Raw genomic sequence first — 24121 nt, 5'->3', positions numbered from 1 at the left:
AACTACTTGTGGTAAGGGTGACCGGACAGCACGGTCCAGGCACGGTACATCTGTTCGCCGATCAGGATCCGCACCAGCGGGTGCGGCAAGGTCAGCGGCGACAACGACCAGCGCTGGTCAGCCCGGGCACAGACTTCCGGCGCCAGCCCTTCGGGGCCACCGACCATGAAGTTGACAGTGCGCGAGTCCAGCCGCCAGCGATCGAGTTCGACCGCCAGTTGCTCGGTACTCCAGGGCTTGCCATGGACTTCGAGAGTGACAATCCGCTCGTTCGGCCCGACCTTGGCCAGCATGGCTTCGCCTTCCTGACGGATGAAACGGGCCACGTCGGCGTTCTTGCCACGGGTATTGAGCGGAATTTCCACCAGTTCCAGCGCCAGCTCGGACGGAAGACGCTTGGCATATTCATGCCAGCCTTCTTCCACCCACTTGGGCATGCGTGAACCGACGGCGATCAGTCGCAGTCGCACAGCGGTCCCTTATTCCTGGTCTTTGTTGAGCTTGTTGAAGTGCTCGTGACCAACTTCAGGGCTGTGGTGCTTGCCATCGGCCGCACGGCTCTGCTCGGCACCCTTCCACAGGCGCTCCAGGTCGTAGAACTGACGGGCGTTGGAGGTCATCATGTGAACGATCACGTCGTCCATGTCCAACAGCACCCAGTCGCTGTCGCCCTTGCCTTCTTCACCCAGCGGCTTGATACCCAGGGCTTTGACGGCCTCGCGAACCTTGTCCAGCATCGCGCCGATCTGGCGGTTGGAGGTACCGGTGGCGATGATCATGTAGTCAGTGATGCTCTGCTTGTCGCGAACATCAATCACCAGCACGTCCTGGGCCTTGACGTCTTCAAGGGCGGCTACGGCGATCTTGACCAGCTCGTCGCCTTTAGGCGGCTCGGCGGCGAGGACCTTTTCCGGCAGCGGGGCACTCTTGAATGTGCCTTTGCGTTTTACTTTGCTTTCGTTGTTGCTCGTCATATAAAACTCGTTTTGCTCGTTTGTTCGGGCGCTTCAATACACGTTGTTGCCACGTGCCTTGAGGCACTCCCATTCAGTTCGACGCACGGTAGAGTCCGTGCGCATCGATGTAGGCCAGGACCGCGTCGGGCACCAGGAAACGTACCGACTTACCGCTGGCCAGCAGTTGACGGATCTGGGTGGCGGATACCGCGAGCGGTGTCTGCCAGACGAATGCAATCTGTCCGCTCGGCCCTTTGAGGGCCAGCGGGTCGCTCACCGAGCGCGCTGCCAGCAGATTGCGCAAGGCATCCGGCGGTTCGCTGTCGGCATCCGGGCGTTGCAACACCAGGATATGGCAATGCTGGAGCAACTCTTCCCAGCGGTGCCAAGTGGGCAGGCCGCAAAAAGCGTCCCAGCCCAAAAGCAGAAAAACCTGGTCGGATACGGCCAGTTCGGCGCGCATCAGTTCCAGAGTATCAATGGTGTAGGACGGTTTGTCCCGCTGCAATTCGCGGGCGTCCACCACCAACGGCGCCACACCGGCCACCGCGCACTCGACCATCGCCAGACGGTCTTTTGCCGACACCTGCGGCTTGTCCCGATGGGGCGGCCTGGCACTGGGTGTCAGGCGCAACTCATCGAGCGCAAGTGTTTCGGCGACTTCCAGCGCACCGCGCAAATGGCCGATGTGCACCGGGTCGAACGTTCCGCCCAGCACACCAATGCGGCGAGGGGCTGGCTCGCTGACGGTGACCGGGGCTGACGGGTCGAAGTCGCCCAAGTCAGACCGGCTCCTGTCCGCGCAACTGCCCGTCGCCGACCACGATGTACTTCTCGCAGGTCAGTCCCTCGAGGCCCACCGGGCCGCGGGCGTGCAGCTTATCAGTAGAAATGCCGATCTCGGCACCCAATCCGTATTCGAAGCCATCGGCGAAGCATGTCGGGGTATTGATCATCACCGACGAGGAGTCGACTTCAGCCACGAAACGCCGGGTGTCGCCCTGGTGTTCGCTGACAATCGAATCGGTGTGATGGGAACCGTAATGATTGATGTGCTCGATGGCCTGTCCCAGTCCGTCGACCACGCGGATCGACAAAATTGCCGCCAGGTACTCGGTGCTCCAGTCTTCTTCGGTAGCGGCCACGGCGTCGATGATTGCCCGGGTACGCTCGCAGCCGCGCAGTTCGACGCCTTTTTCGCGGAACTGTGCCGCCATCGCCGGCAGGAACTCCCTGGCGACGGTTTGATCGACCAGCAGCGTTTCCATGGCACCGCAGATGCCATAACGGTAAGTCTTGGCATTGAACGCGATGCGCTGGGCCTTGGCCAGATCGGCGTGTTCACTCACGTAAACGTGGCAGATGCCGTCCAGGTGCTTGATCACCGGGACACGGGCATCACGGCTGACGCGCTCGATCAGGCCACGACCGCCGCGCGGCACGATGACATCAACGTATTCAGGCATGGTGATCAGCGCGCCGACGGCAGCGCGATCGGTGGTTTCGACCACTTGCACCACCGCGGCCGGCAGATCGGCCTCGGCCAGGCCGCGCTGAATGCAGGCGGCGATGGCGCGATTGGAATGAATGGCCTCGGAACCGCCACGCAAGATGGTCGCGTTACCGGATTTCAGGCACAGACTGGCCGCATCGATGGTCACGTTCGGTCGCGACTCGTAGATGATTCCGATCACGCCCAGTGGCACGCGCATCTTGCCGACCTGAATACCGGACGGGCGGAAACTCATGTCACGGATAGCGCCGACCGGGTCCGGCAGGGCTGCCACCTGACGCAGGCCGACGATCATGCCGTCGATACGCGCCGGGGTCAGTGCCAGGCGCTCAAGCAGGGCCGGCTCAAGACCATTGGCGCGACCGGCAGCCAAATCCTGTTCATTGGCCGCCGTCAGCTCGGCGCGGGCAGCGTCCAGCGCGTTGGCGGCGGCCTGCAGGGCGCGGTTTTTCTGCGCGGTACTGGCACGGCCGATCACGCGGGAAGCTTCGCGGGCAGCGCGACCCAGGCGGGTCATGTAGTCAAGAACGGACTCAGTCATGGTCTGGCGTGGTCTTTGATTAGGTCTTGGTAAAGAGTAAAGCGACAGATTATAGCTGTCGCGCCCACCGACTAACAGCGGTGACGGGCGGATGGTCGAAATGGAGGGCAAATTGCCGATGTTCAGCCGGGATTAAGCTGCAAATTGTTATCATCACGACTCATTCAGCCCTGACAAATGCCGGTCATCATGTCCAATCTGACTGTTCGAGCGTCCGCCGCGAGCCTGCCCACGGGTCTCCCGGACGCGTTTTTCGACCGTGACGCGCAAATTCTGGCCCGGGATTTACTGGGCAAAGTCATTCGCCATCGAGTGGGCGACCTGTGGCTCAGCGCCCGAATTATCGAGACCGAGGCCTACTACTGCGCGGAAAAGGGCAGCCACGCATCCCTCGGCTACACAGAAAAGCGTAAGGCTTTGTTTCTGGATGGCGGCCACATCTATATGTATTACGCTCGGGGCGGCGACTCACTGAACTTCAGTGCTCAAGGGCCGGGAAACGCGGTACTGATCAAATCCGCCTACCCGTGGGTCGATCAATTGAGCGGGCCGGCCAGCCTGGCGCAGATGCTACTGAACAATCCCGATTCCCAGGGCCACCCTCGCCCGTCACAAAAACTCTGTGCCGGGCAAACCCTGCTCTGCAAGTCGTTGGGCCTGAAAGTGCCGGTATGGGACGCCAAACGCTTCGACCATGAAGTGCTGCTGGTAGAACACGTCGGGCAGACGCCCGCCCACATCATCCAGACCACGCGTCTGGGCATTCCCCACGGGCGCGATGAAAACCTGATGTACCGCTTCGTCGATGCGGCCTACGCGGCTTATTGCACGCGCAACCCGCTACGACGGGGACAGGTCGAAGGTCGCGATTATTTTGTACTGTCCTGAGACCGATCCGGATTTTGAAACTGAAGGAATCTTCTGTAGGAGCGAGCCTGCTCGCGATGAGGTCAGCACAATCAACATCACCGTTGACTCAAAGTGCGCTATCACGAGCAGGCTCGCGCCTACAAGTAGAAAATTGAACATTTGATGGAGTGGTTTTTATGGGCCCATGGCTCGATAGCGTGACCGGATGGTTGGCGGCCAACCCGCAATGGCTGGCGGCAGCGGTATTCATCGTGGCCTTTGTGGAATGCCTGGCGATTGCCGGGCTGATCGTTCCCGGCACGGTGCTGCTGTTCGCCGTGGCGGTACTGGCAGGCAGTGGCGCACTGACGCTCAGTGAGACGCTCTTGCTGGGTTTCGTCGCCGGGGTGCTGGGTGACGTCATTTCGTATTTTCTGGGACGGCACTTCCATCAGAACATCCGGCGCCTGCCGGGCTTGCGCCATCATCCGGAATGGATCGCCGGAGCCGAGTCATACTTCCAGCGCTACGGCATCGCCAGCCTGCTGGTTGGGCGCTTTATCGGCCCCTTGCGGCCAATGCTGCCGATGGTGGCCGGAATGTGCGACATGCCTTTCCCGCGTTTCTTCGCTGTCAGCCTGTTGGCCGGCGCGGGCTGGTCGTTGGCTTATCTGATGCCTGGCTGGGCCACGGGCGCGGCAATCCGCTTGCCATTGCCCGAAGGCTTCTGGCTCCAGGCCGGAGTTGTTGTCGGCAGCATTGCTGTGATGGTCGGCTTGAGCGCAACCAGTAGCCTGCGCCGGCATCGCAATGCCACGATGTTCATCACTGGCATGAGTTTTCTGATTCTGGCAGGGTTGTTTATCGGCTATTCGCATCTGAGCGCGCTCGATCAGGGCGTGATGACACTGGTGCAAGAGCATCGCAATCCGATGCTCGATGAAGTAGCCGTAGTTTTCACACTGATCGGCGAATTCCGCAACATGCTGGTGTTCAGTGCTTTGCTCGTAGCGCTACTTGTAATCGCCAGGCAATGGCCGCAAGCGATCTTCGCCTGCAGCACCCTGCTCTGCACGGCACTGGCCAACACCGCGACCAAACACTTCTTCGCTCGCGTACGTCCGGAAGTCCTGAGCGATCCACTGACCAGTTACAGCATGCCAAGCGGTCACGCCTCGGGTTCTTTCGCGCTGTTTCTAACCCTCGCCGTACTTGCCGGGCGTGGACAACCGCCACGGATGCGATTGACCTGGTTACTACTGGGTTGCATTCCAGCCTTGGCGATTGCCCTCTCCAGGGTTTACCTCGGCGCGCATTGGCCGACGGATGTATTGGCAGGTGCAATGCTGGCGGCCTGTGTCTGCGCAGCCAGCCTCTGGCTGAATCAACGTCAGGCACCACTGAACGCAATGCCACCCAAGGTCTGGTGGCTGCTGCTACCGGCGTTGGTGGCCCTGTTCGGCTTCTTCGTATTGCGGCACTTGCCCCATACGATGTTGCGGTATGCCTACTAAAAAGAGTGCAGTTTTATCTCGGTCTCTCATAAAAAAAGAACCCCGACCAATATGACGGGGTTCTTTTTGAATGCGTTCAGCTAATTGCAATCAGGCACGTTGACGTTTACGCATTTCCAGAATCAGTGCATCAGCGAGCCGGCTTGCTGCAATTGCAGTATCCTCGAAGGGCTGACCAAAACTTGCATGTTTGAGCAGGTAACCTACAGCGGCCGCTTCCCATGCCGCCCACTCATTGGTGAAAATAGTCATCATTGAAATCCTTTTGATATTTTTAAGTGGCCCGCTTTATACGGGCGATCCCAAACTAATCAAAACACCGGTACCCAGCAATGCTGGCAATCGAGTGCAATGTTTGCCAAATGCTGCTCAGGTAAACAACTCCCCCTGCAACTCATCCAGTAACGCCTGAATCGCACTCAGTCGCTGCTGCGGATCATCGAGTTGCAGCAGGTCGAACTAGCCCGCTCGAAGATCGCGATTACTTTGTGTTGAGCTGACTGAGTCGGACCTGAAGTAAATCGAATCCTGTGGGGGCGGGCCTGCCCGCGAAGGCGGAGAGTCAGGCGATATCAGTATCGACTGAAAGAGCCTCTTCGCGGGCAAGCTCGCTCCCACAGGGTGTTATGGAGCTCTTGAAGCCTGCGTTCGTCCCTTGGCGCAAATGGAACATCAGCCCACAAAACGTCATTCAAGGAATCGCTTTACCATCAACTACCAAAAAACCATATTACGACTTAGCTTCCGAATGGAAAGCTTGGCAGTTCCGAACCTTCCGTGCCGCGATACTTCGCAACGGCTGAATCGGCATTTTTGGCAACGCGGCCGGCAATGACAACATAGTCTTCAAGTTTCCAACGAACCTCTGTCGAAAACTTGATCATAGCGTCCCCCACATAACTATCCCAAAGCCGCTGTTCATAATTATCACGATCACCATTCAGGCCCGAACGACGCACCAGGATCAACGCATTAGCCGCATTGGCTGCAGAGTCCGCGGCAAACTGAACTTCGCCCTGCGGTGATTGCGCAGAAACATAGTTGACCATAATTCGAGAAAAGCACAACTCCCACAAAGCACGCTCGGCACCAGTAAAATTCTTCACAATAACAGCTCCTTATATATGTAACGCCCGCCTCATGCAGACGCAGCAAATATAATCACCACCGTGTGAACACTCAATACAAACCATCACTTTTAGTTATTAGAAATAAATACAGCCAAGCCATCGGAAGTTCGCCAAAATCACTCAGGCAAACAACTCCCCCTGCAACTCATCCAGCAACGCCTGAATCGCATCCAGTCGTTGCTGCGGATCATCAAGTTGCAGCAGGTCGATCTTGTCCAGTTCCGCGAAAGGCAACAGGTACGCCAATTGATTGGCCAGTGATTGTTGCCCGGTCGCCTCAGTGCCCATGTTCAACGCTTCGACCATCGGGTGCTCAGCCAAGGCCTTGAGCAACGCAACCAGGTCGGCATCTTCGTCCTGCAAGGGTTGCTCGGGTTCGTCTTCCAGCCACTCGACCTCGGCGACGGTCAACTGATCGCGCTGGACTTCCGTTCGTAATACATGGAAACGCCGTCCGCCCTGAACCCGAATCCCCAGCAGGCCGTTGTCCTGTTGCTTGAAATCGGTGATCAGCGCCTCACACCCGACCAAGGCGTAACCCGCCGGGGCGATCCCGACTTCCTCACCCTCGAGGATGCACACCACGCCGAACCCGCCGCCCTGCTTCATGCAGCGGCCGATCATGTCCAGATAGCGCGCCTCGAAGATCTGCAAGTCGAGGATGCAGCCAGGAAACAGCACTGTGTTCAACGGAAAAAGCGGCAGACTCATAGACATTTCCTTACACCACCATCGACACCGCCAACGGCAGGAGCACCGCCGTGGCCACACCCATCAGGCTCATCGCCAGCGCCGCGAAGGCGCCGCACTCTTCACTTTCCTGCATCGCCACTGCCGTGCCGACCGCGTGGGCCGTCATGCCCAGTGCCATACCCCTGGCTTCCGGGCTATGCACACCCAGCCGGGTCAACAACGCCGGGCCGAAAATCGCGCCGATCACACCCGTAATCAAGACGAACACCGCTGCCAGCGCCGCGACACCACCGATCTGCTCGGCCACCAACATAGCGATAGGCGAAGTCACCGATTTCGGCGCCATGGTCATCAGGATCATGTGCTCGGCACCGAACGACCAGCCCAGCAACACGCCCATCCCCGTGGCCACCACCCCGCCTATCACCAGCGTAGTAAATATCGGCCAGAACAACTGCCGAATCCGTCGCAGGTTGAGATAAAGCGGCACCGCCAGCGCGACAGTGGCCGGGCCGAGCAGGATGCTGAGAATCTCGGTGCTCTTGCGGTACTCGGCATAGGTCAGGCCGCAGCCCACCAGCACGCCGATCACCAACAACATGGAGACCAACACCGGCTGCAAAAAGATCCAGCGGGTTTTCTCGAATGCCGCCAGGACGAGTTGATAGGCGCCAAGAGTAATGCCGATACCAAACAGGGGATGATGAATCACCGACGTCCAGGCGCCGTGCCAGTCGAAGATCATTGGCTGTCCTCGGAGTGAGCGTGCCCCTTGACCATACGATGCATCAGCACCCCGGCGAAGGCCATGGAAAGCAGCAGCGACAATACCAGCGCACCGACAATGGCCCAGAAATCCGCCGCAATGTCAGCGGCGTAGACCATCACGCCCACAGCCGGCGGCACCAGCAACAGGGGCAGGTAACGCAACAGGCTACTGGCCGCCAGGTTCAGCGGCTCGCCAACCTGCCCGCGACAGATGAGGTACACCAGCAACAGCAGCAACCCCACAATCGGCCCCGGCAGCACCGGCAAGAACAAATGATTGAGCGCAGTGCCGAGCAATTGGAACAGCACCAGCCACGTCAGGCCCCGTAACAACATCAAAGTTCTCCCGCAAAATCCATCACCCGCATTGGCCGGGCATTATAAGCATGCTCGCGCTATAGACCGGCATTCGCCAAAAGCATTGTCAGTTGACCGCTGCGTTTGGCCATGTTGATCTAAAGTAGTAAGCCGGGAGGTCAGATCCCCGCAAGCCAAAACTATAAAACCGATGAACCCAAGGAGAGTCTCAATGCCCTATGTTCCAGTTGCGGAGCTCAAAGATTATGTCGGCAAGGAACTTGGACGTTCCGAATGGCTCACTATCGATCAGGACCGCATCAACCTGTTCGCCGAAGCCACAGGGGATTTTCAGTTCATCCACGTCGACCCGGTCAAGGCCGCGCAAACGCCATTTGGCGGCACCATCGCTCACGGCTTCCTGTCGTTGTCGCTGATCCCGAAACTGATGGAAGACATCCTCGTCATGCCCGAAGGCTTGAAGATGGTGGTCAACTACGGACTCGACAGCGTGCGTTTCATCCAGCCGGTCAAGGTCAATTCGAAAGTGCGCCTGAAAGTCGACCTGACCGAAGTCATCGAGAAGAAACCCGGCCAATGGCTGCTCAAGGCCACCACCACCCTGGAAATCGAAGGTTCGGACAAACCGGCGTACATCGCCGAACCCCTGTCTCTGTGCTTCGTATAAACCTTGCCGGATGCGAAGCAGCTCATGCTGTTTCGCGCCCTCACGCGGAACCTCACCCTATATTAAGGACACATAGCTGCGGCATACTCCCTCGCCTAATTGCCCGGAATCCGCTATGCGCCCACTTGCACTCCTTGCCTTGACCTTGATGCTCACCGCTTGCGGCGACGGCGAATCGCCATTTCCTCCTGACGCCCGCCTGCCGGACGGCGGACGCTATCGCGGTGACCTGGTCAATGGCTTGCTGCAAGGCAAGGGGCGTATCGACTACCCGAACGGCAGCTGGTACGCCGGCGAATTCGACAAGGGCCAGTGGCAGGGCCAGGGCGAATGGCATGGCAGCAATGGCGAAGTCTATCGCGGTCAGTTCAATCAGGGACTGTTCGACGGCCAGGGGGCATTGACCACCAACGCCAGCAGCTACAGCGGCGGCTTCAAGGCCGGCCGGCGCAACGGCGAAGGCACCCTCAAAGAAAACGGCATGAGCTATCGCGGAGAGTTCAAGGCCGATCAATACGCCGGCCTGGGTCGCCTCGAACTCGAAGACGGCAGCTCCTATCAGGGCCAGTTCGCCCACGGCAAACCCAATGGCGAAGGCCAGCGCGGCGACGGTAACGGCAATCAGTTCACCGGGCACTTCGTCGACGGCCAGCTGGAAGGCAACGGGACTTTCAACAGCGCCGACGGCGACATCTATGTCGGCAGCTTCAAGAACAATCAACTGCACGGCAAGGGCCGCTACGAAAACGCCGACGGCGATGTCTGGCTGGGACAGTTCAAGGAAGGCTCGCTGAACGGCAAGGGCGAGTTGATCGGCACTGACGGCAGCCACTACATCGGCCAGTTCAATGACTGGCGTTTTTCCGGCCAGGGCCGCCTGAACCTGTCCGACGGCAGCTTTTACACCGGCCAGTTCGACAACGACAGTTACCAAGGGCGCGGCACATTGGTGTTGACCGATGGCACCGTACTTAGCGGCACCTGGATCAACGGCCAGCGCGTACGCGACACCGAAGGCAAATTATTGCCCGACACCCTGGAACTCGGCCTGCTGGCCCAGGGCCGCCTGCTCGACGCAGCGCTGGCCAACGTTCCACACTCGACGCCGGCGGTGGAGCTGTATTCGTTGAGCCTGGGGGGTGATGGCAAGCAAAGCGTGTTTCTGCGCGAATCCGACTACGTCGCCAACATGCTCACCACCCGTTTTGGCACCCTTGGCCAGATCCGCTTGGTGAACCATCGTGACCACCTCGCCGACCGCCCGATGGCTACCCGGGAAAACCTGCGCCGGGCTGCCCTGACGCTGGCCGAACGCAGCGGTCCGGAAGACCTGATTTTCATCTACCTGACCAGCCACGGCACCAGCGAACACGAACTGGTGCTTGACCAGCCACGCATGGAATTGGCCGATCTGCCAGCCGACGAATTGGCCGCTGTTCTCGCCCCCCTGAAAAACCGCGACAAGATCATCGTGATTTCGTCCTGCTACTCCGGCGGTTTCATTCCCGCCCTCAAGGATGAGCGGACCCTGATCATGACGGCCTCGCGGGCCGACCGAGTGTCCTTCGGTTGCTCGGAGGAAGCCAACTTCACTTATTTCGGAGATGCCCTGTTCGCCCAGGCCCTGAACCAGACCGATGACCTGGAACAAGCCTTCAAACTGGCCAAGGCCACTGTCGCCGAACGTGAGCTGGCGGACGGTTTCGAAGCGTCCGAACCACAGATCTGGGCACCGAAAACCGTCCTCTCGCATTGGCAACTCCTGCGCAAACAGCAGGCACGAAAAGCGCTGCAAAGTGCGTCCATCGAAAGCAAGGATGCAAACAGCAACTAAGCTGAATAGTATCAAGGGAGAAACACTATGTACTTGACGCCTCAGCACGTATTGCTTGCCGGAGCCACCGGCCTGACCGGTGAACATCTGCTTGATCGCCTGCTTAACGAGCCGACGATTACACGGGTATTGGCCCCCTCACGCAGGCCATTGGCCGAGCACCCGCACCTTGAAAACCCCGTCGGCGACCCGGCGGAGTTTCTGCCGCAGCTGAACGGCCGTGTCGACATCGCCTACTGTTGCCTGGGCACCACCATCAAACAGGCAGGCTCGGAACAGGCGTTCCGCGCGGTGGACCTGGACATGGTCGTGGCCTTTGCCAAACGCGCACGGGAGATGGGCGCACGGCACCTGATCGTGATCAGTGCTCTGGGAGCCGATCGCAGATCCTCGATTCTCTACAACCGGGTCAAAGGCGAGATGGAGTACGCACTGCGTGCGCAGGACTGGCCGCAGCTGACCATCTGCCGCCCTTCGCTGTTGCTGGGTGATCGCACCGAGCCGCGACTGGGCGAGAAAGTCGCCGGCCCGTTATCTCGGCTGATCCCTGGTAAATACCATGGTATCGAAGCCTGCCAACTGGCTCGCGCGATGTGGCGCCTGGCGCTGGAAGAGCAGGACGGGATCAGGATTGTAGAGTCGGATGAGCTGAGGAAGTTGGGCAAGTAAAGCGCGAACCTGTGGCGAGGGAGCTTGCCCCCTCGCCACAACGCCCTCTTACAATCCACCCGTCGCCTGAAAACTCACCCCTATCACCGTCAGCAACGACAGTGGCAACAGCAGCGTGTCGAGCAACGCACTGGCCGGCAGATCAACACCCGGATAGGTCGGTGCTTCGGCGCCGAATCGGTCCATCGCACAGCACCCACCGTTCATTGCGTACAAATCCAGGCGAGTCCCGGCGTACACCACCGGCGCCCCCGGCTTGGCCGCATCGAGGGTGCGCGCCGTGGCGCACCCGGCCAATTGCAGCGCCAGCAACATCACCAGCAGCTTATTCATCACTGGTCAGATGATGCTCGCCCCAGCGCGGCAACATGTCCTGAGGAATATTGAGCACGTTAAGGATCCGCGCCACGACAAAGTCGATCAGGTCATCGATGGTTTGCGGTTGATGATAGAAGCCCGGCGATGCCGGCAGAATCGTCACGCCCATGTTCGACAACTTGAGCATGTTCTCCAGATGGATGCTCGAATACGGTGCTTCACGGGGTACCAGGATCAGCTGCCGACGTTCCTTGAGCGTCACGTCGGCGGCACGCTCGATCAGGTTGTTGCAGGCACCGGTGGCAATAGCCGACAGAGTGCCGGTGGAACACGGCACCACCACCATCGCCGCCGGCGAACCGGAGCCCGAAGCCACTGGCGACATCCAGTCTTCCTTGCCATACACGCGAATCTGCCCGGCGGCAGCCCCCGTGTATTCGGTGAGGAACGCCTGCATCATCTGCGGCTTGGCCGGCAGCGTGACGTCGGTTTCGGTGGCCATCACCAATTGCGCCGCCTTGGAAATCAGGAAGTGCACTTCACGATCTTCCCGCACCAGGCAGTCGAGCAGGCGCAAACCGTACTGAGCACCGGAAGCGCCGGTCATCGCCAGGGTGATGCGGTCCGGGCCGTTGTTCATTTTAGCGCCTCGGCGAGTTTGCCGTGCAGGCCGCCGAAGCCGCCGTTGCTCATGATCACCACGTGAGTGCCTGGTTGCGCCTGACTCTTCACGCGTTCGATGATGCCTTCCAGGGAGTCGCTGACAATCGACGGCACGGTGCACAGCGCCGCCGTGGCCGCCAGGTCCCAGCCGAGGTTGGCCGGGGCGTACCAGATCACCTGATCGGCATCGACCACGCTTTCCGGCAATCCGTCGCGGTGCGCGCCAAGCTTCATGGAGTTGGAACGCGGCTCGATGATCGCGATCAACGGCGCATCGCCGATGCGTTTGCGCAGGCCATCCAGCGTGGTGGCAATGGCGGTCGGGTGGTGAGCGAAGTCGTCATAAATGGTGACGCCACCCACTTCCGCGACTTTTTCCATCCGGCGCTTCACGCTTTTGAAGGCGCTCAACGCGGCGATGCCCATGGACGGCACGACGCCGACGTGGCGCGCCGCAGCCAGGGTAGCCAGTGCGTTGGCGACGTTGTGCTGACCGGTCATGTCCCACTCGACCACGCCTTGGGAAACACCTTCAAACATCACTTCAAAGGCCGAGCCGTCTTCGCTGAGCAACTTGACCTGCCACTGGCCGCCGGCACCCGTGGTCTGCACCGGAGTCCAGCAGCCCATCTCGATGACACGCTGCAGCGCCGGCTCGGTGGTCGGATGAATCACCAGGCCTTCGCTCGGAATGGTCCGCACCAAGTGATGGAACTGCCGCTCGATGGCCGGCAGGTCCGGGAAGATGTCCGCGTGATCGAATTCGAGATTGTTCAGGATTGCCGTGCGCGGGCGGTAGTGCACGAACTTGGAGCGCTTGTCGAAAAAGGCGCTGTCGTATTCGTCGGCTTCGATGACGAAGAACGGCGTGCCACCCAGGCGCGCCGACACCGAGAAATTCTGCGGCACGCCACCGATCAGGAAGCCCGGACTCATGCCCGCGTGTTCCAGCACCCAGGCCAACATGCTGCTGGTGGTGGTCTTGCCGTGCGTACCGGCAACCGCCAGTACCCAGCGACCTTGCAGCACGTGATCGGCCAGCCATTGTGGGCCGGAGACGTAGGGCAGGCCTTTGTTCAGCACGTACTCCACAGCCGGGTTGCCCCGGGACATGGCGTTGCCGATCACCACCAGATCAGGGGCCGGATCGAGTTGCGCCGGGTCGTAGCCTTGGGTCAATTCAATGCCCTGGGCTTCCAGCTGAGTGCTCATCGGCGGATAGACGTTGGCATCGGAGCCCGTCACGTGATGGCCCAGCTCTTTGGCCAGAACCGCCATTGACCCCATGAAAGTGCCGCAGATACCAAGAATATGAATGTGCATAGTCGACCTCGTAAAACATGGCCGCAGGTTAGCTTAGGGAGGGGAAAATCGCACCTGATGTTTCAGAGTTGAGGACGCCTTCGCGAGCAAGCCCTCTCCCACAGGGACCGCGTGTACCCTGTGGGAGCGGGCTTGCTCGCGAATGGTTCGACGCGGTTTATCGGGCGATACCGTGCTTGCGCAGCTTCCGATAAAGGGTATTGCGACTGACCCCCAACTGCTCCGCTGTATGCGTCATATGCCAGCGCGTCTGCTCCAGCGCCGTGAGTAGCGCCAGCCGCTCGGCATCTTCCAGCGGATGTTCCGAAGCTTCTTCAATCGTCGACACCACCGGCCGCGCCTGGCGAATCATCGCAGGCAAATCCTCCAGGCCAATCCGCCCGTCCTCACACAGTGCTGCCAAGGTACGTAGCACATTTCGCAACTGCCGCACGTTACCCGGCCAGGCGAACCCCAATAAGGCCTCCCGCGCCGGCCCGTCGATCAATACGGTTTCTCCGCCCGCCTCCTCGGCCAGCAAAAAGTCGAGCAACCGGGATTTGTCGCTACGATCACGCAAGGCCGGCAACGCGACTTCCAGCCCGTTGAGCCGGTAATACAAATCCTCACGGAAGCTGCCGTCCTGCACACGATCCAGCAACTTACGGTGAGTGGCACTGATGATCCGCACATTCACCGATTCCGGCTCGCCGCCGATCGGCACCACTTGCCGGTCTTCGAGCACCCTCAGCAAGCGCGTCTGCAAGGCCAGTGGCATGTCACCGATTTCATCGAGGAACAAGGTCCCGCCATCGGCTTGTTGCAACTTGCCGCGCATCCCCTCCTTGCGTGCACCGGTAAAGCTGCCGCCGCGATATCCGAACAGCTCGCTTTCGATCAGGCTTTCGGGAATGGCCGCGCAATTGAGGGCGACAAAGGCTTTCTCCGCCCGCTGGCTGGCGTGGTGCACCGCTTTGGCAAAGGCCTCCTTGCCTGACCCGGTTTCGCCGTTGATCAGCAGCGGTACGTCGCGCTCGTAGACGCGCAAGGCTTTGCGGAAGTCCGCCTGCAACGTCGCGTCATCCAGGCAAATGCCCGACAGGCGCGGTGCTTGTGCGACCTTGGCCGCTGGCACCAACGGAGTTGGCAGCGGCCGCCGTGCCTCACCGCGCAATACCGCAAACAGCTTGCGACCATCACGGGTGCGCAACGGCCAACTGGCGGCGGCATTGGTGCTTGCGCGACCGAGCAACTCATCGAGCGAGCAATCGAAAAACGCCTCCACCGGCTTACCCAGCAAGCCGCCGCGAATATGTCCCAGCAGGTTCAGCGCACTCTGGTTGACCGCGCAAATGCGCCCTTCCCCGTCGAACGCCAGCAGCCCTTCGCTGAACAAACCGACGGACTCGGCTTGCAAGTGAAAACGCAACAACCATTGGTTGTCGAAGCAGCGCAGGAAGTAGCAGCTCTCGATCATCTTCGCCGACAGGTTGACCAGTGCCATGGTGTGGAACTGGCTTTGCCGCGACACATCGCGCCGCGCCGACGACACGTCGAGCACCGCCAGCAATTCGCCATGGGGATCGAAGACCGGGCTCGCCGAACAGGTCAGGCCGGTGTGGCGGCCGCGAAAGTGTTCGTCCTGATGGATGGTCAGCGACTGACGCTCCACCAGACAGGTGCCGATACCGTTAGTGCCTTCGCAGGCCTCGCTCCAGTCGGCCCCGAGCCAAAGACCGGCGCGCTCGAAGATCTGTCGTTCGGCGGGCGCGGTGACGCAGTTGAGGATCACACCGCGGGCGTCGGTCAGCAGCACTGCATGGCCGGCGCCGGAGAGCTGTTGATGCAGGCTGGTCATTTCATTGCCGGCGATGTGCAGCACTTGCTGCAAGCGCTCGCGGCTTTCCAGGACACGGCCATGTTCCAGCACCGTCGGCGCGATGCTCAGGGCCGGATCGAGGTGATAGTCCTCAAGGCAGCGCAGCCAGGAACGGGCGATGGACGGATCGCTACCCGGACCGTGCAGGTGGGTCTTGCCCTGGGTCACCGTCAATACTTGCTGGGCATGGCGACTCAAATGGTTGTCGTGCATTTCTTATTATTCTCCCCGGGGCTCGGCGACCCGTGCATGAGGTGATGCCGAGCATCCTCCAGCCCGGCCCGCATTGCAATGCCTGCAAGACCGGTTGGTCACAAGCCGTGCCACAAAGGGTACAAAGTGTCACCCAGGCTGTACCGAAAGCGTCACAGGCGCTACCCGCCCGTCCGACAAAAACTTCGCAAGGCCTTGATTTACCTGACATGCAAGGCACTGGCCCGCCCCTTGCTCTACGCTTAAAGCAAGCGCACATGCGCGACTCCCTATAAGCACAAAAGCAAGGAGAGACCACCATGCGTTACGCTCACCCCGGTACTGAAGGCGCTATCGTTTCGTTCAAAGCCAAATACGGTAATTACATCGGCGGCGAGTTCGTCGCGCCTGTCAAAGGTCAGTACTTCACCAATACCTCGCCAGTGAATGGTCAACCGATTGCCGAATTCCCCCGCTCCACGGCCGAAGACATCGACAAGGCCCTGGACGCTGCCCACGCGGCGGCCGATGCCTGGGGCGCCACGTCCGCCCAGGCACGCTCGCTGGTGCTGCTGAAAATCGCCGACCGCATCGAACAGAACCTCGAACTGCTGGCGATCACCGAATCCTGGGACAACGGCAAAGCCGTTCGCGAAACCCTCAACGCCGACATCCCTCTGGCCGCCGACCACTTCCGCTACTTCGCCGGTTGCATCCGCGCCCAGGAAGGCAGCGCCGCCGAAATCGACGGCAACACCGTGGCCTATCACATCCATGAACCGCTGGGCGTGGTCGGGCAGATCATTCCGTGGAACTTCCCGATCCTGATGGCCGCCTGGAAACTCGCCCCGGCGCTGGCTGCCGGCAACTGCGTGGTGCTCAAACCCGCCGAGCAAACCCCGCTGGGCATCACCGTGCTGGTCGAACTGATCGGCGACCTGCTGCCACCGGGCGTGCTGAACATCGTGCAAGGCTTTGGCAAAGAAGCCGGCGAAGCCCTGGCCACCAGCAAACGCATCGCCAAGATTGCCTTCACCGGCTCGACCCCGGTCGGCTCGCACATCATGAAATGCGCGGCCGAAAACATCATTCCGTCCACCGTGGAGCTGGGTGGCAAGTCGCCGAACATCTTCTTCGAAGACATCATGAAAGCCGAACCATCCTTCATCGAGAAGGCCGCCGAAGGCCTGGTGCTGGCATTCTTCAACCAGGGCGAAGTCTGCACCTGCCCTTCCCGGGCGCTGGTGCAAGAGTCGATCTACGACGAGTTCATGGCCGTCGTGATGAAAAAAGTCCTGCAAATCAAACGTGGCGACCCGCTGGACACCGACACCATGGTCGGCGCCCAGGCGTCCGAACAGCAATTCGACAAAATCCTTTCGTACCTGGAAATCGCCAAGGGCGAAGGCGCCGAGCTGCTGACCGGCGGCAAGGTCGAAAAACTCGAGGGCAACCTGGCGAGCGGGTATTACATCCAGCCGACGCTGCTCAAGGGCACCAACAAAATGCGCGTGTTCCAGGAAGAAATCTTCGGTCCGGTGGTGAGCATCACCACCTTCAAGGACGAAGCCGAAGCCCTGGCCATCGCCAACGACACCGAGTTCGGCCTGGGCGCCGGCCTCTGGACCCGCGACATCAACCGCGCCTACCGCATGGGCCGCGCCATCAAGGCCGGTCGGGTGTGGACCAACTGCTACCACCTGTACCCGGCGCACGCCGCGTTCGGCGGGTACAAGAAGTCCGGCGTCGGTCGTGAAACCCACAAGATGATGCTCGACCACTATCAGCAGACCAAAAACCTGCTGGTGAGCTACGACATCAATCCGCTGGGCTTCTTCTAAAACCGGGGGCGACACAGTTAACTCTGTGTCGCCCTTTCTACCGCCTTCGCGAGCAAGCCCGCTCCCACAGGTTTTTGTGGTGAATCCAGCTGTTGAGACCTGACACAGAACCCTGTGGGAGCGAGCTTGCTCGCGATAGCGACTTAAATGACACAACACAAAAGGCTGGCCGCTCTGGCACGGGCCTTGCCTACCCGTCATTCAGGAATTGCACCCAACCCGTCGCACCCGAAAGTCCAAAAGATCGAACAATAAAAATTAGAGAGGACTTATGACTATTTCTTCCACACAGCTCAAACCCACACTCGGCACCCTGCATTTATGGGGCATTGCCGTCGGCCTGGTGATTTCCGGCGAGTACTTCGGCTGGAGTTACGGCTGGGGCACCGCAGGCACATTGGGTTTTCTCGTCACCGCGTTGATGGTGGCGACGATGTACACCTGCTTCATCTTCAGTTTTACCGAACTGACGACGGCGATTCCCCACGCTGGCGGACCGTTTGCCTACAGCCGCCGGGCCTTTGGTGAGAAAGGCGGGTTGATCGCCGGCATCGCCACCCTGATCGAATTCGTCTTTGCGCCACCGGCCATCGCCATGGCCATCGGTGCCTACCTCAATGTGCAATACCCGGAACTGGACCCGAAGATCGCCGCCGTTGGCGCCTATTTCGTGTTCATGGGCCTGAATATCCTAGGTGTCAGCATCGCGGCCACCTTCGAGTTGGTGGTCACCGTGCTGGCAGTCGCTGAGTTGCTTGTATTCATGGGCGTGGTCGCCCCAGGCTTCAGCTTCAGCAACTTCGTGCTCAATGGCTGGTCGGGTTCGAACGAGTTCACGATGGGCTCGATTCCCGGGATTTTTGCGGCGATCCCCTTTGCGATCTGGTTCTTCCTCGCCATCGAAGGCGCGGCCATGGCCGCCGAGGAAGCCAAGGACCCGAAACGCACGATCCCCAGAGCCTATGTCAGCGGCATTCTGACCCTGGTGTTCCTGGCCATCGGCGTGATGGTGATGGCCGGCGGCGTCGGCGACTGGCGTCAACTGTCGAACATCAACGATCCGCTGCCCCAGGCGATGAAAGCTGTGGTCGGCGATAATTCGACCTGGATGCACATGCTGGTATGGATCGGTCTGTTCGGTCTGGTGGCAAGTTTCCACGGGATCATTCTTGGCTATTCCCGGCAGTTCTTCGCCCTGGCTCGCGCCGGTTACCTGCCCAAGGGGCTGGCCAAACTCTCGCGCTTCCAGACGCCGCATCGGGCGATTCTGGCCGGCGGCGTGATCGGCATCGCGGCGATCTACAGCGACGGCCTGGTCAACCTGCAAGGCATGAGCCTGACGGCGGCGATGATCACCATGTCGGTATTCGGCGCCATCGTGATGTACATCATCAGTATGCTGAGCCTGTTCAAGCTGCGTAAGACCGAACCGAACCTGGAGCGCACCTTCCGCGCGCCGGGCTATCCGATCGTGCCGGGGATCGCGCTGTTCCTGGCGGTGGTGTGCCTGGTGGCGATGGCCTGGTTCAACACCTTGATCGGCCTGGTTTTCCTCGGCTTTATGGTTGCCGGGTACCTGTACTTCCAGTTGACTGCCAAGCAACGCTCCGAGGCACCGGCAGACGCTATGCTCGAAGGTATCTGAATGCACCGGCACCGGGATTTTTGCCGGTGCCTGCCTTATCAAAGTGCACAGAGGCTCCATGTGGGAGCGAGCTTGCTCGCGATAGCGGATATTCATTCGACACATGCGTTGGATTTGAAACCGTCATCGCGAGCAAGCTCGCTCCCACAGGGATTGACAGTGTTAGCTAGAGAACAGGAGGACTCCGCCCCATGGCCGTATATGCCCATTCCGTCGGCGCCCAGACCTATCGCTTCGACAGCCTCAAGGATGTGATGGCCAAGGCCAGCCCAGCGCGCTCCGGGGATTTTCTGGCCGGTGTCGCGGCCCTCAATGACGGCGAGCGCGTCGCGGCACAGATGACTTTGGCCGACATTCCGCTATCCCACTTCCTGCAAGAAGTGTTGATTCCCTATGAGTCCGATGAAGTCACCCGCCTGATCATCGACACCCACGACAAACAAGCCTTCTCGGTCGTCAGCCACCTTACCGTCGGCGGCTTTCGCGATTGGCTGCTCAGCGATGCCGCCGATGAGCAGGTTCTGCGCGCCCTCGCCCCCGGCCTGACCCCGGAAATGGTTGCCGCGGTGTCGAAGATCATGCGCGTGCAGGATCTGGTGCTGGTGGCGCAGAAAATCCGTGTGGTCACGAAATTCCGCGGCACCCTGGGCCTGCGCGGGCGACTGTCCACGCGCCTGCAACCGAACCACCCTACCGACGAACCGGCCGGTATCGCCGCAAGCATTCTCGACGGCCTGCTGCACGGCAACGGCGATGCCATGATCGGCATCAACCCGGCCACCGACAGCATCGCCTCGATTTGCGCCATGCTGGAAATGCTCGACGCGATCATCCAGCGCTACGAAATCCCGACCCAGGCGTGCGTGCTAACCCATGTCACCACGTCGATCGAAGCGATCAATCGCGGCGTCCCATTGGACCTGGTATTCCAGTCGATCGCCGGCACCGAAGCGGCCAACGCCAGTTTCGGCATCAACCTCAATATATTGCAGGAAGGTTACGACGCAGGTTTGAGCCTCAATCGCGGCACGCTGGGCCAGAACCTGATGTACTTCGAAACCGGCCAGGGCAGCGCGCTGTCAGCCAACGCCCATCACGGCGTCGATCAGCAAACCTGCGAAACCCGCGCCTACGCCGTGGCGCGGCATTTCAAACCGTTTCTGGTGAACACCGTCGTCGGCTTCATCGGCCCGGAATACCTGTACAACGGCAAACAGATCATCCGCGCCGGCCTTGAAGACCACTTCTGCGGCAAATTGCTCGGTGTGCCCATGGGTTGCGACATCTGCTACACCAACCACGCCGAAGCCGACCAGGACGACATGGACACCCTGCTGACCCTGCTGGGCGTCGCCGGGATCAACTTCATCATGGGCATCCCCGGCTCCGACGACATCATGCTCAACTACCAGACCACTTCGTTCCACGATGCGCTCTACGCCCGGCAAACCCTGGGGTTGAAGCCCGCACCGGAATTCGAACAGTGGCTGGCGAGAATGGGCATCTTCACTCAAGCCGATGGCAGGGTTCTCTTCGGCGACAGCCTGCCGCCAGCCTTCCGGCAGGCCTTGGCGCAACTGGGATGAGCATTGACATGGATAAATTGCCCTTCGATCCACACAACCCTTGGCTGGAGCTACGACGCCTGACGCCGGCGCGAATTGCCCTGGGCCGCACCGGCACCAGCATTCCCACCCGCGCACAACTGGACTTCCAATACGCCCACGCTCAAGCGCGGGATGCGGTGCACTTGCCGTTTGACCATGCCTCCCTCAGCGCGCAATTGGCCGAACATGATCGCGAGTGCCTTTTGCTGCACAGTGCGGCGACGGATCGCAACACGTACCTGCAACGCCCCGACCTGGGGCGAAAACTCAGTGATGCCTCGGCGCAGGCCCTGCGTGATTACGCGGTGGCTCATCCGGGAGGCGTGGACCTGGTGATCGTGGTCGCCGACGGCCTGTCGGCATTGGCCGTTCATCGCCATACCCTGCCGTTTCTGGCGCGCTTCGAAGAGCAAATGACCGGCGACAGCTGGACTGTTGCGCCAGTCGTACTCGTAGAACAGGGCCGGGTGGCCGTCGCCGATGAGATCGGTGAGTTGCTTGGCGCAAAAATGACCGTGATCCTCATCGGCGAGCGCCCTGGTCTCAGCTCCCCGGACAGCCTGGGATTATATTTCACCTACAATCCCAAGGTCGGCCTTACCGATGCCTACCGTAATTGCGTCTCCAATGTCCGGCTCGAAGGCCTGAGCTACGGCATGGCGGCACACCGATTGCTGTATTTGATGCGCGAAGCCTGCCGGCGGCAGTTGTCAGGGGTCAATCTGAAGGACGAAGCGCAGGTTCAGACACTGGACTCGGACACGGGAGGCGACATGAAAGGAAATTTCCTGCTCGGACCGCCGAATGCCTGAACCGCTTGCGCATTGCACATTCGTACCAGTTTCAGGCAGGATCGTTGCGCGGCCGCCAAGGGTTTCCCATCGCCGTCAGAGACGTAAGACAGCCACTTGAAGACGAGACCTACCATGCGGATTATTCAAGCGACCCTCGAACACCTGGACCTGCTGACCCCCTTGTTCGTCAAATATCGCGAGTTTTATGGTTCCCTGCCGTATCCGGACTCGTCTCGGGCGTTCCTCGAGAAACGCCTGCGTCGCAAGGAGTCGGTGATCTACCTGGCGCTGTCCGATGATGACAGCAACAAACTGATGGGTTTCTGCCAGCTGTACCCGAGCTTCTCTTCGCTTTCGCTCAAGCGTGTATGGATCCTCAACGATATTTATGTCGCCGAGGACGCCCGCCGCCAGTTGGTGGCCGACAACCTGATCCGCACCGCAAAAAAAATGGCCAAGGAAACCAATGCCGTGCGCATGCGTGTTTCCACCAGCAGCAACAACGAAGTCGCGCAGAAAACCTACGAGTCCATCGGATTCAAGGAAGACACCGAATTCAAGAACTACGTGCTGCCGATCAGCGACGAACTCTGAATCACCTGCACCCTGCTCGCGATGGCATCGACTGGATTACACTGGTCCAACGAAGTAACGGCATCGTGAGCAGGCTCGCTCCCGCCTGTTCGTTATCAAACATCAGCCCTGTCATGACATTCCCCGCTACAATCTCGACGCGATTTTCACCACTCGCCTCGTATAATCCCGATATTCCCGGCTTGTAAGAAAAACTACCCCTATCCGTAGTCTTACGCGAAGTCATCCGCACAGGTCTGCTGAGTCGGGCCGTCACCACAGGTGCTTTCCATGGATTTCAACCCGATCGACATTGTCCTGCATCTCGACGTCTACCTCGACATGCTTGTAACCAACTACGGGGCATGGATCTACGCCATTCTGTTCATGGTGATCTTCTGTGAAACCGGCCTTGTGGTCATGCCCTTCCTGCCGGGCGACTCCCTGCTGTTCATCGCTGGCGCCGTGGCGGCCGGTGGCGGCATGGATCCGGTACTGCTCGCCGGCCTGCTGATGCTGGCGGCGATCCTGGGCGACAGCACCAACTACATCATCGGACGAACGGCAGGTGAAAAGCTGTTCAGCAATCCGGACTCGAAGATCTTCCGTCGTGACTACCTGCAACAAACCCACGACTTCTACGACAAGCACGGCGGCAAAACCGTGACCCTGGCGCGCTTCCTGCCGATCATCCGTACTTTTGCACCGTTCGTCGCCGGCGTGGGGAGAATGCCTTATCCGCGTTTCTTTGCCTTCAGCGTGCTGGGCACCATCCTATGGGTCGGCGGCCTGGTGACGCTCGGTTACTTCTTCGGCAACGTGCCGTTCATCAAGAAGAACCTGTCGCTACTGGTAGTCGGCATCATCCTGCTCTCGCTGGTGCCGATGATCATTGGCATGGTGCGTAACCGCCTTGCCGGTTCGAACTCCAAAGCCGAATCGCGCTGACACGATGTGGTCCCTGAGCGCCTGGCGTCGCCGGCGCACCCTGGCAAAGCACCCGATTGCCGACGACATGTGGCAACGGGTGCGCCATCACCTGAGTTTTCTCGACGGCATCAGCGCCGCCGAAGACCAATGGCTGCGCGAAGCCTGCGTGCTGTTCCTCGAAGACAAGCACCTGAGCGCCCTGCCCGGCGTCGAACTGCATCAGGAACAACGCCTGCTGCTCGCCGCCCAGGCGCAATTGCCGCTGCTGCACCTCGGCGACCTGAACTGGTATCAGGGCTTCCACGAAATCATCCTCTACCCAGACGACTTCCTCAGCCCCCAGCGCCATCGCGATGCCAGCGGTGTCGAGCACGAATGGGACGGTGAGCACAGCGGTGAAGCCTGGCAGCAAGGCCCGATCATCCTCGCCTGGCCCGGCGTAATGGCCAGCGGAGGCTGGGAAGGCTACAACCTGGTGATCCACGAACTGGCGCACAAGCTCGACATGCTCAACGGCGTCGCCAACGGCCTGCCGCCGCTGCATGCCGACATGCGCGTCAGCGACTGGGCCAACGTAATGCAAGAGGCCTACGACGACCTCGACCGGCAACTGGAACGCAATCCCGATGCCGAAACCGCCATCGATCCGTATGCCGCCGAAAATCCTGCCGAGTTCTTCGCCGTCACCAGCGAATACTTCTTCAGCGCCCCGGATTTGCTGCACGAGGCTTATCCGCAGGTGTACCAGCAGTTGAAGCTGTTCTATCGCCAGGATCCGCTGGCGAGGTTGAAGCAACTTCAGGCGCATGACCCTGTCTATCAGGCACACCAGTGAGCGCCATACGACTTCTGGTCCATGGCGTCGACACAGGAATATGCCTATAATCGCCGCCACTTTTTGGTCAATCCGGCCAAGTGTTTTTGG

At 60.1% G+C, this 24121-nt stretch carries 25 protein-coding genes; 12 read left to right on the top strand and 13 right to left on the bottom strand.

All coding sequences use genetic code 11. The features are described 5' to 3' along the window. Positions 1-2: 2 nt before the first annotated feature. The 4 genes from rlmH to AC1RDQ_RS18600 all read right to left on the bottom strand — a co-directional run bounded on the left by rlmH (position 3) and on the right by AC1RDQ_RS18600 (position 3010). Positions 3-470 (bottom strand): 23S rRNA (pseudouridine(1915)-N(3))-methyltransferase RlmH, encoded by a 468-nt coding sequence (gene rlmH, locus AC1RDQ_RS18615; protein WP_008052376.1) that lies wholly within the window; start codon positions 468-470, stop codon positions 3-5. A 9-nt stretch (positions 471-479) separates the two neighbouring features. After that, complete coding sequence (rsfS, locus tag AC1RDQ_RS18610) at positions 480-974, bottom strand: ribosome silencing factor (protein WP_007975896.1); 495 nt, start codon at positions 972-974, stop codon at positions 480-482. Between the two features lie 73 nt (positions 975-1047). Continuing rightward, the gene (nadD, locus tag AC1RDQ_RS18605) at positions 1048-1737 is read right to left on the bottom strand and encodes a nicotinate-nucleotide adenylyltransferase (protein WP_007975898.1); all 690 of its coding nucleotides are present in this window, start codon (positions 1735-1737) and stop codon (positions 1048-1050) included. A 1-nt stretch (position 1738) separates the two neighbouring features. Further along, positions 1739-3010 carry a glutamate-5-semialdehyde dehydrogenase gene (locus AC1RDQ_RS18600; protein WP_102670774.1) on the bottom strand — a complete coding sequence of 424 codons (1272 nt, stop codon included), beginning with the start codon at positions 3008-3010 and terminating at the stop codon, positions 1739-1741. Between the two features lie 189 nt (positions 3011-3199). Here AC1RDQ_RS18600 and AC1RDQ_RS18595 point away from each other — a divergent pair, with 189 nt between their 5' ends. Further along, positions 3200-3898, top strand: a complete 699-nt coding sequence (locus AC1RDQ_RS18595; RefSeq protein ID WP_492587847.1) for a DNA-3-methyladenine glycosylase — start codon at positions 3200-3202, stop codon at positions 3896-3898. A gap of 158 nt (positions 3899-4056) precedes the next feature. Next, positions 4057-5373 carry a bifunctional DedA family/phosphatase PAP2 family protein gene (locus AC1RDQ_RS18590; protein WP_057713155.1) on the top strand — a complete coding sequence of 439 codons (1317 nt, stop codon included), beginning with the start codon at positions 4057-4059 and terminating at the stop codon, positions 5371-5373. A 90-nt stretch (positions 5374-5463) separates the two neighbouring features. Here the strand turns inward: AC1RDQ_RS18590 and AC1RDQ_RS18585 are convergent, their stop codons facing one another. The 5 genes from AC1RDQ_RS18585 to AC1RDQ_RS18565 form a co-directional block, all read right to left on the bottom strand. Continuing rightward, entirely contained in the window at positions 5464-5625 is a 162-nt protein-coding gene (locus AC1RDQ_RS18585; RefSeq protein ID WP_157858919.1) for a hypothetical protein, read from the bottom strand. A 485-nt stretch (positions 5626-6110) separates the two neighbouring features. Further along, positions 6111-6479 carry a hypothetical protein gene (locus tag AC1RDQ_RS18580; protein WP_057713154.1) on the bottom strand — a complete coding sequence of 123 codons (369 nt, stop codon included), beginning with the start codon at positions 6477-6479 and terminating at the stop codon, positions 6111-6113. A gap of 144 nt (positions 6480-6623) precedes the next feature. Then, positions 6624-7214, bottom strand: coding sequence for an LON peptidase substrate-binding domain-containing protein (locus AC1RDQ_RS18575; RefSeq protein WP_046041675.1), 591 nt, complete (start codon positions 7212-7214; stop codon positions 6624-6626). Positions 7215-7224: 10 nt separating this feature from the next. Then, complete coding sequence (locus tag AC1RDQ_RS18570; protein WP_057713153.1) at positions 7225-7941, bottom strand: LrgB family protein; 717 nt, start codon at positions 7939-7941, stop codon at positions 7225-7227. Next, positions 7938-8300, bottom strand: coding sequence for a CidA/LrgA family protein (locus tag AC1RDQ_RS18565; RefSeq protein ID WP_057713152.1), 363 nt, complete (start codon positions 8298-8300; stop codon positions 7938-7940). Before AC1RDQ_RS18565 ends, AC1RDQ_RS18570 begins: the two co-directional genes overlap by 4 nt. A gap of 193 nt (positions 8301-8493) precedes the next feature. Here AC1RDQ_RS18565 and AC1RDQ_RS18560 point away from each other — a divergent pair, with 193 nt between their 5' ends. The 3 genes from AC1RDQ_RS18560 to AC1RDQ_RS18550 all read left to right on the top strand — a co-directional run bounded on the left by AC1RDQ_RS18560 (position 8494) and on the right by AC1RDQ_RS18550 (position 11452). Next, the gene (locus AC1RDQ_RS18560) at positions 8494-8949 is read left to right on the top strand and encodes a MaoC family dehydratase (protein ID WP_057713151.1); all 456 of its coding nucleotides are present in this window, start codon (positions 8494-8496) and stop codon (positions 8947-8949) included. Positions 8950-9064: 115 nt separating this feature from the next. Further along, the gene (locus AC1RDQ_RS18555; protein WP_057713150.1) at positions 9065-10783 is read left to right on the top strand and encodes a C13 family peptidase; all 1719 of its coding nucleotides are present in this window, start codon (positions 9065-9067) and stop codon (positions 10781-10783) included. A gap of 27 nt (positions 10784-10810) precedes the next feature. Continuing rightward, positions 10811-11452: an oxidoreductase gene (locus AC1RDQ_RS18550; RefSeq protein ID WP_057713149.1), complete on the top strand. Its 642-nt coding sequence runs from the start codon at positions 10811-10813 to the stop codon at positions 11450-11452. Positions 11453-11500: 48 nt separating this feature from the next. On the opposite strand, the gene AC1RDQ_RS18545 is transcribed toward AC1RDQ_RS18550, so the two are convergent. From AC1RDQ_RS18545 to AC1RDQ_RS18530, 4 genes are all read right to left on the bottom strand, one after another. Then, positions 11501-11785: a YceK/YidQ family lipoprotein gene (locus AC1RDQ_RS18545; RefSeq protein WP_218497953.1), complete on the bottom strand. Its 285-nt coding sequence runs from the start codon at positions 11783-11785 to the stop codon at positions 11501-11503. Then, entirely contained in the window at positions 11778-12410 is a 633-nt protein-coding gene (gene ubiX / locus AC1RDQ_RS18540; protein WP_057713147.1) for a flavin prenyltransferase UbiX, read from the bottom strand. Before ubiX ends, AC1RDQ_RS18545 begins: the two co-directional genes overlap by 8 nt. Then, on the bottom strand, positions 12407-13756 hold the full coding sequence (gene mpl / locus AC1RDQ_RS18535; protein WP_090451605.1) for a UDP-N-acetylmuramate:L-alanyl-gamma-D-glutamyl-meso-diaminopimelate ligase: 1350 nt from the start codon (positions 13754-13756) through the stop codon (positions 12407-12409). The genes ubiX and mpl overlap by 4 nt, the downstream gene beginning before the upstream one ends. Positions 13757-13913: 157 nt before the next feature. Continuing rightward, positions 13914-15827, bottom strand: coding sequence for a sigma-54-dependent Fis family transcriptional regulator (locus AC1RDQ_RS18530; RefSeq protein WP_090451607.1), 1914 nt, complete (start codon positions 15825-15827; stop codon positions 13914-13916). A 299-nt stretch (positions 15828-16126) separates the two neighbouring features. Between AC1RDQ_RS18530 and exaC the strand changes: the two genes are divergently transcribed. The 7 genes from exaC (at position 16127) to AC1RDQ_RS18495 (ending at position 24031) form a co-directional block, all read left to right on the top strand. Continuing rightward, positions 16127-17647 carry an acetaldehyde dehydrogenase ExaC gene (gene exaC, locus AC1RDQ_RS18525; RefSeq protein ID WP_034148108.1) on the top strand — a complete coding sequence of 507 codons (1521 nt, stop codon included), beginning with the start codon at positions 16127-16129 and terminating at the stop codon, positions 17645-17647. A gap of 271 nt (positions 17648-17918) precedes the next feature. After that, the gene (gene eat, locus AC1RDQ_RS18520; protein WP_057713144.1) at positions 17919-19292 is read left to right on the top strand and encodes an ethanolamine permease; all 1374 of its coding nucleotides are present in this window, start codon (positions 17919-17921) and stop codon (positions 19290-19292) included. Positions 19293-19483: 191 nt separating this feature from the next. Then, positions 19484-20878 (top strand): ethanolamine ammonia-lyase subunit EutB, encoded by a 1395-nt coding sequence (locus AC1RDQ_RS18515; protein ID WP_340314746.1) that lies wholly within the window; start codon positions 19484-19486, stop codon positions 20876-20878. An 8-nt stretch (positions 20879-20886) separates the two neighbouring features. Then, the gene (gene eutC, locus AC1RDQ_RS18510; RefSeq protein WP_492587846.1) at positions 20887-21711 is read left to right on the top strand and encodes an ethanolamine ammonia-lyase subunit EutC; all 825 of its coding nucleotides are present in this window, start codon (positions 20887-20889) and stop codon (positions 21709-21711) included. Between the two features lie 114 nt (positions 21712-21825). Continuing rightward, entirely contained in the window at positions 21826-22287 is a 462-nt protein-coding gene (locus AC1RDQ_RS18505) for a GNAT family N-acetyltransferase (protein ID WP_007990572.1), read from the top strand. A 270-nt stretch (positions 22288-22557) separates the two neighbouring features. Then, complete coding sequence (locus AC1RDQ_RS18500; RefSeq protein ID WP_090451611.1) at positions 22558-23214, top strand: DedA family protein; 657 nt, start codon at positions 22558-22560, stop codon at positions 23212-23214. A 4-nt stretch (positions 23215-23218) separates the two neighbouring features. Next, entirely contained in the window at positions 23219-24031 is an 813-nt protein-coding gene (locus AC1RDQ_RS18495) for a M90 family metallopeptidase (protein ID WP_090451613.1), read from the top strand. Positions 24032-24121 lie beyond the last annotated feature (90 nt).

It is taken from the genome of Pseudomonas sp. GW823-FHT02E01 (genome assembly GCF_058797535.1).
Note: the sequence above shows the minus strand (reverse complement) of the source record. Positions and strands in the feature narration are given on the sequence as shown.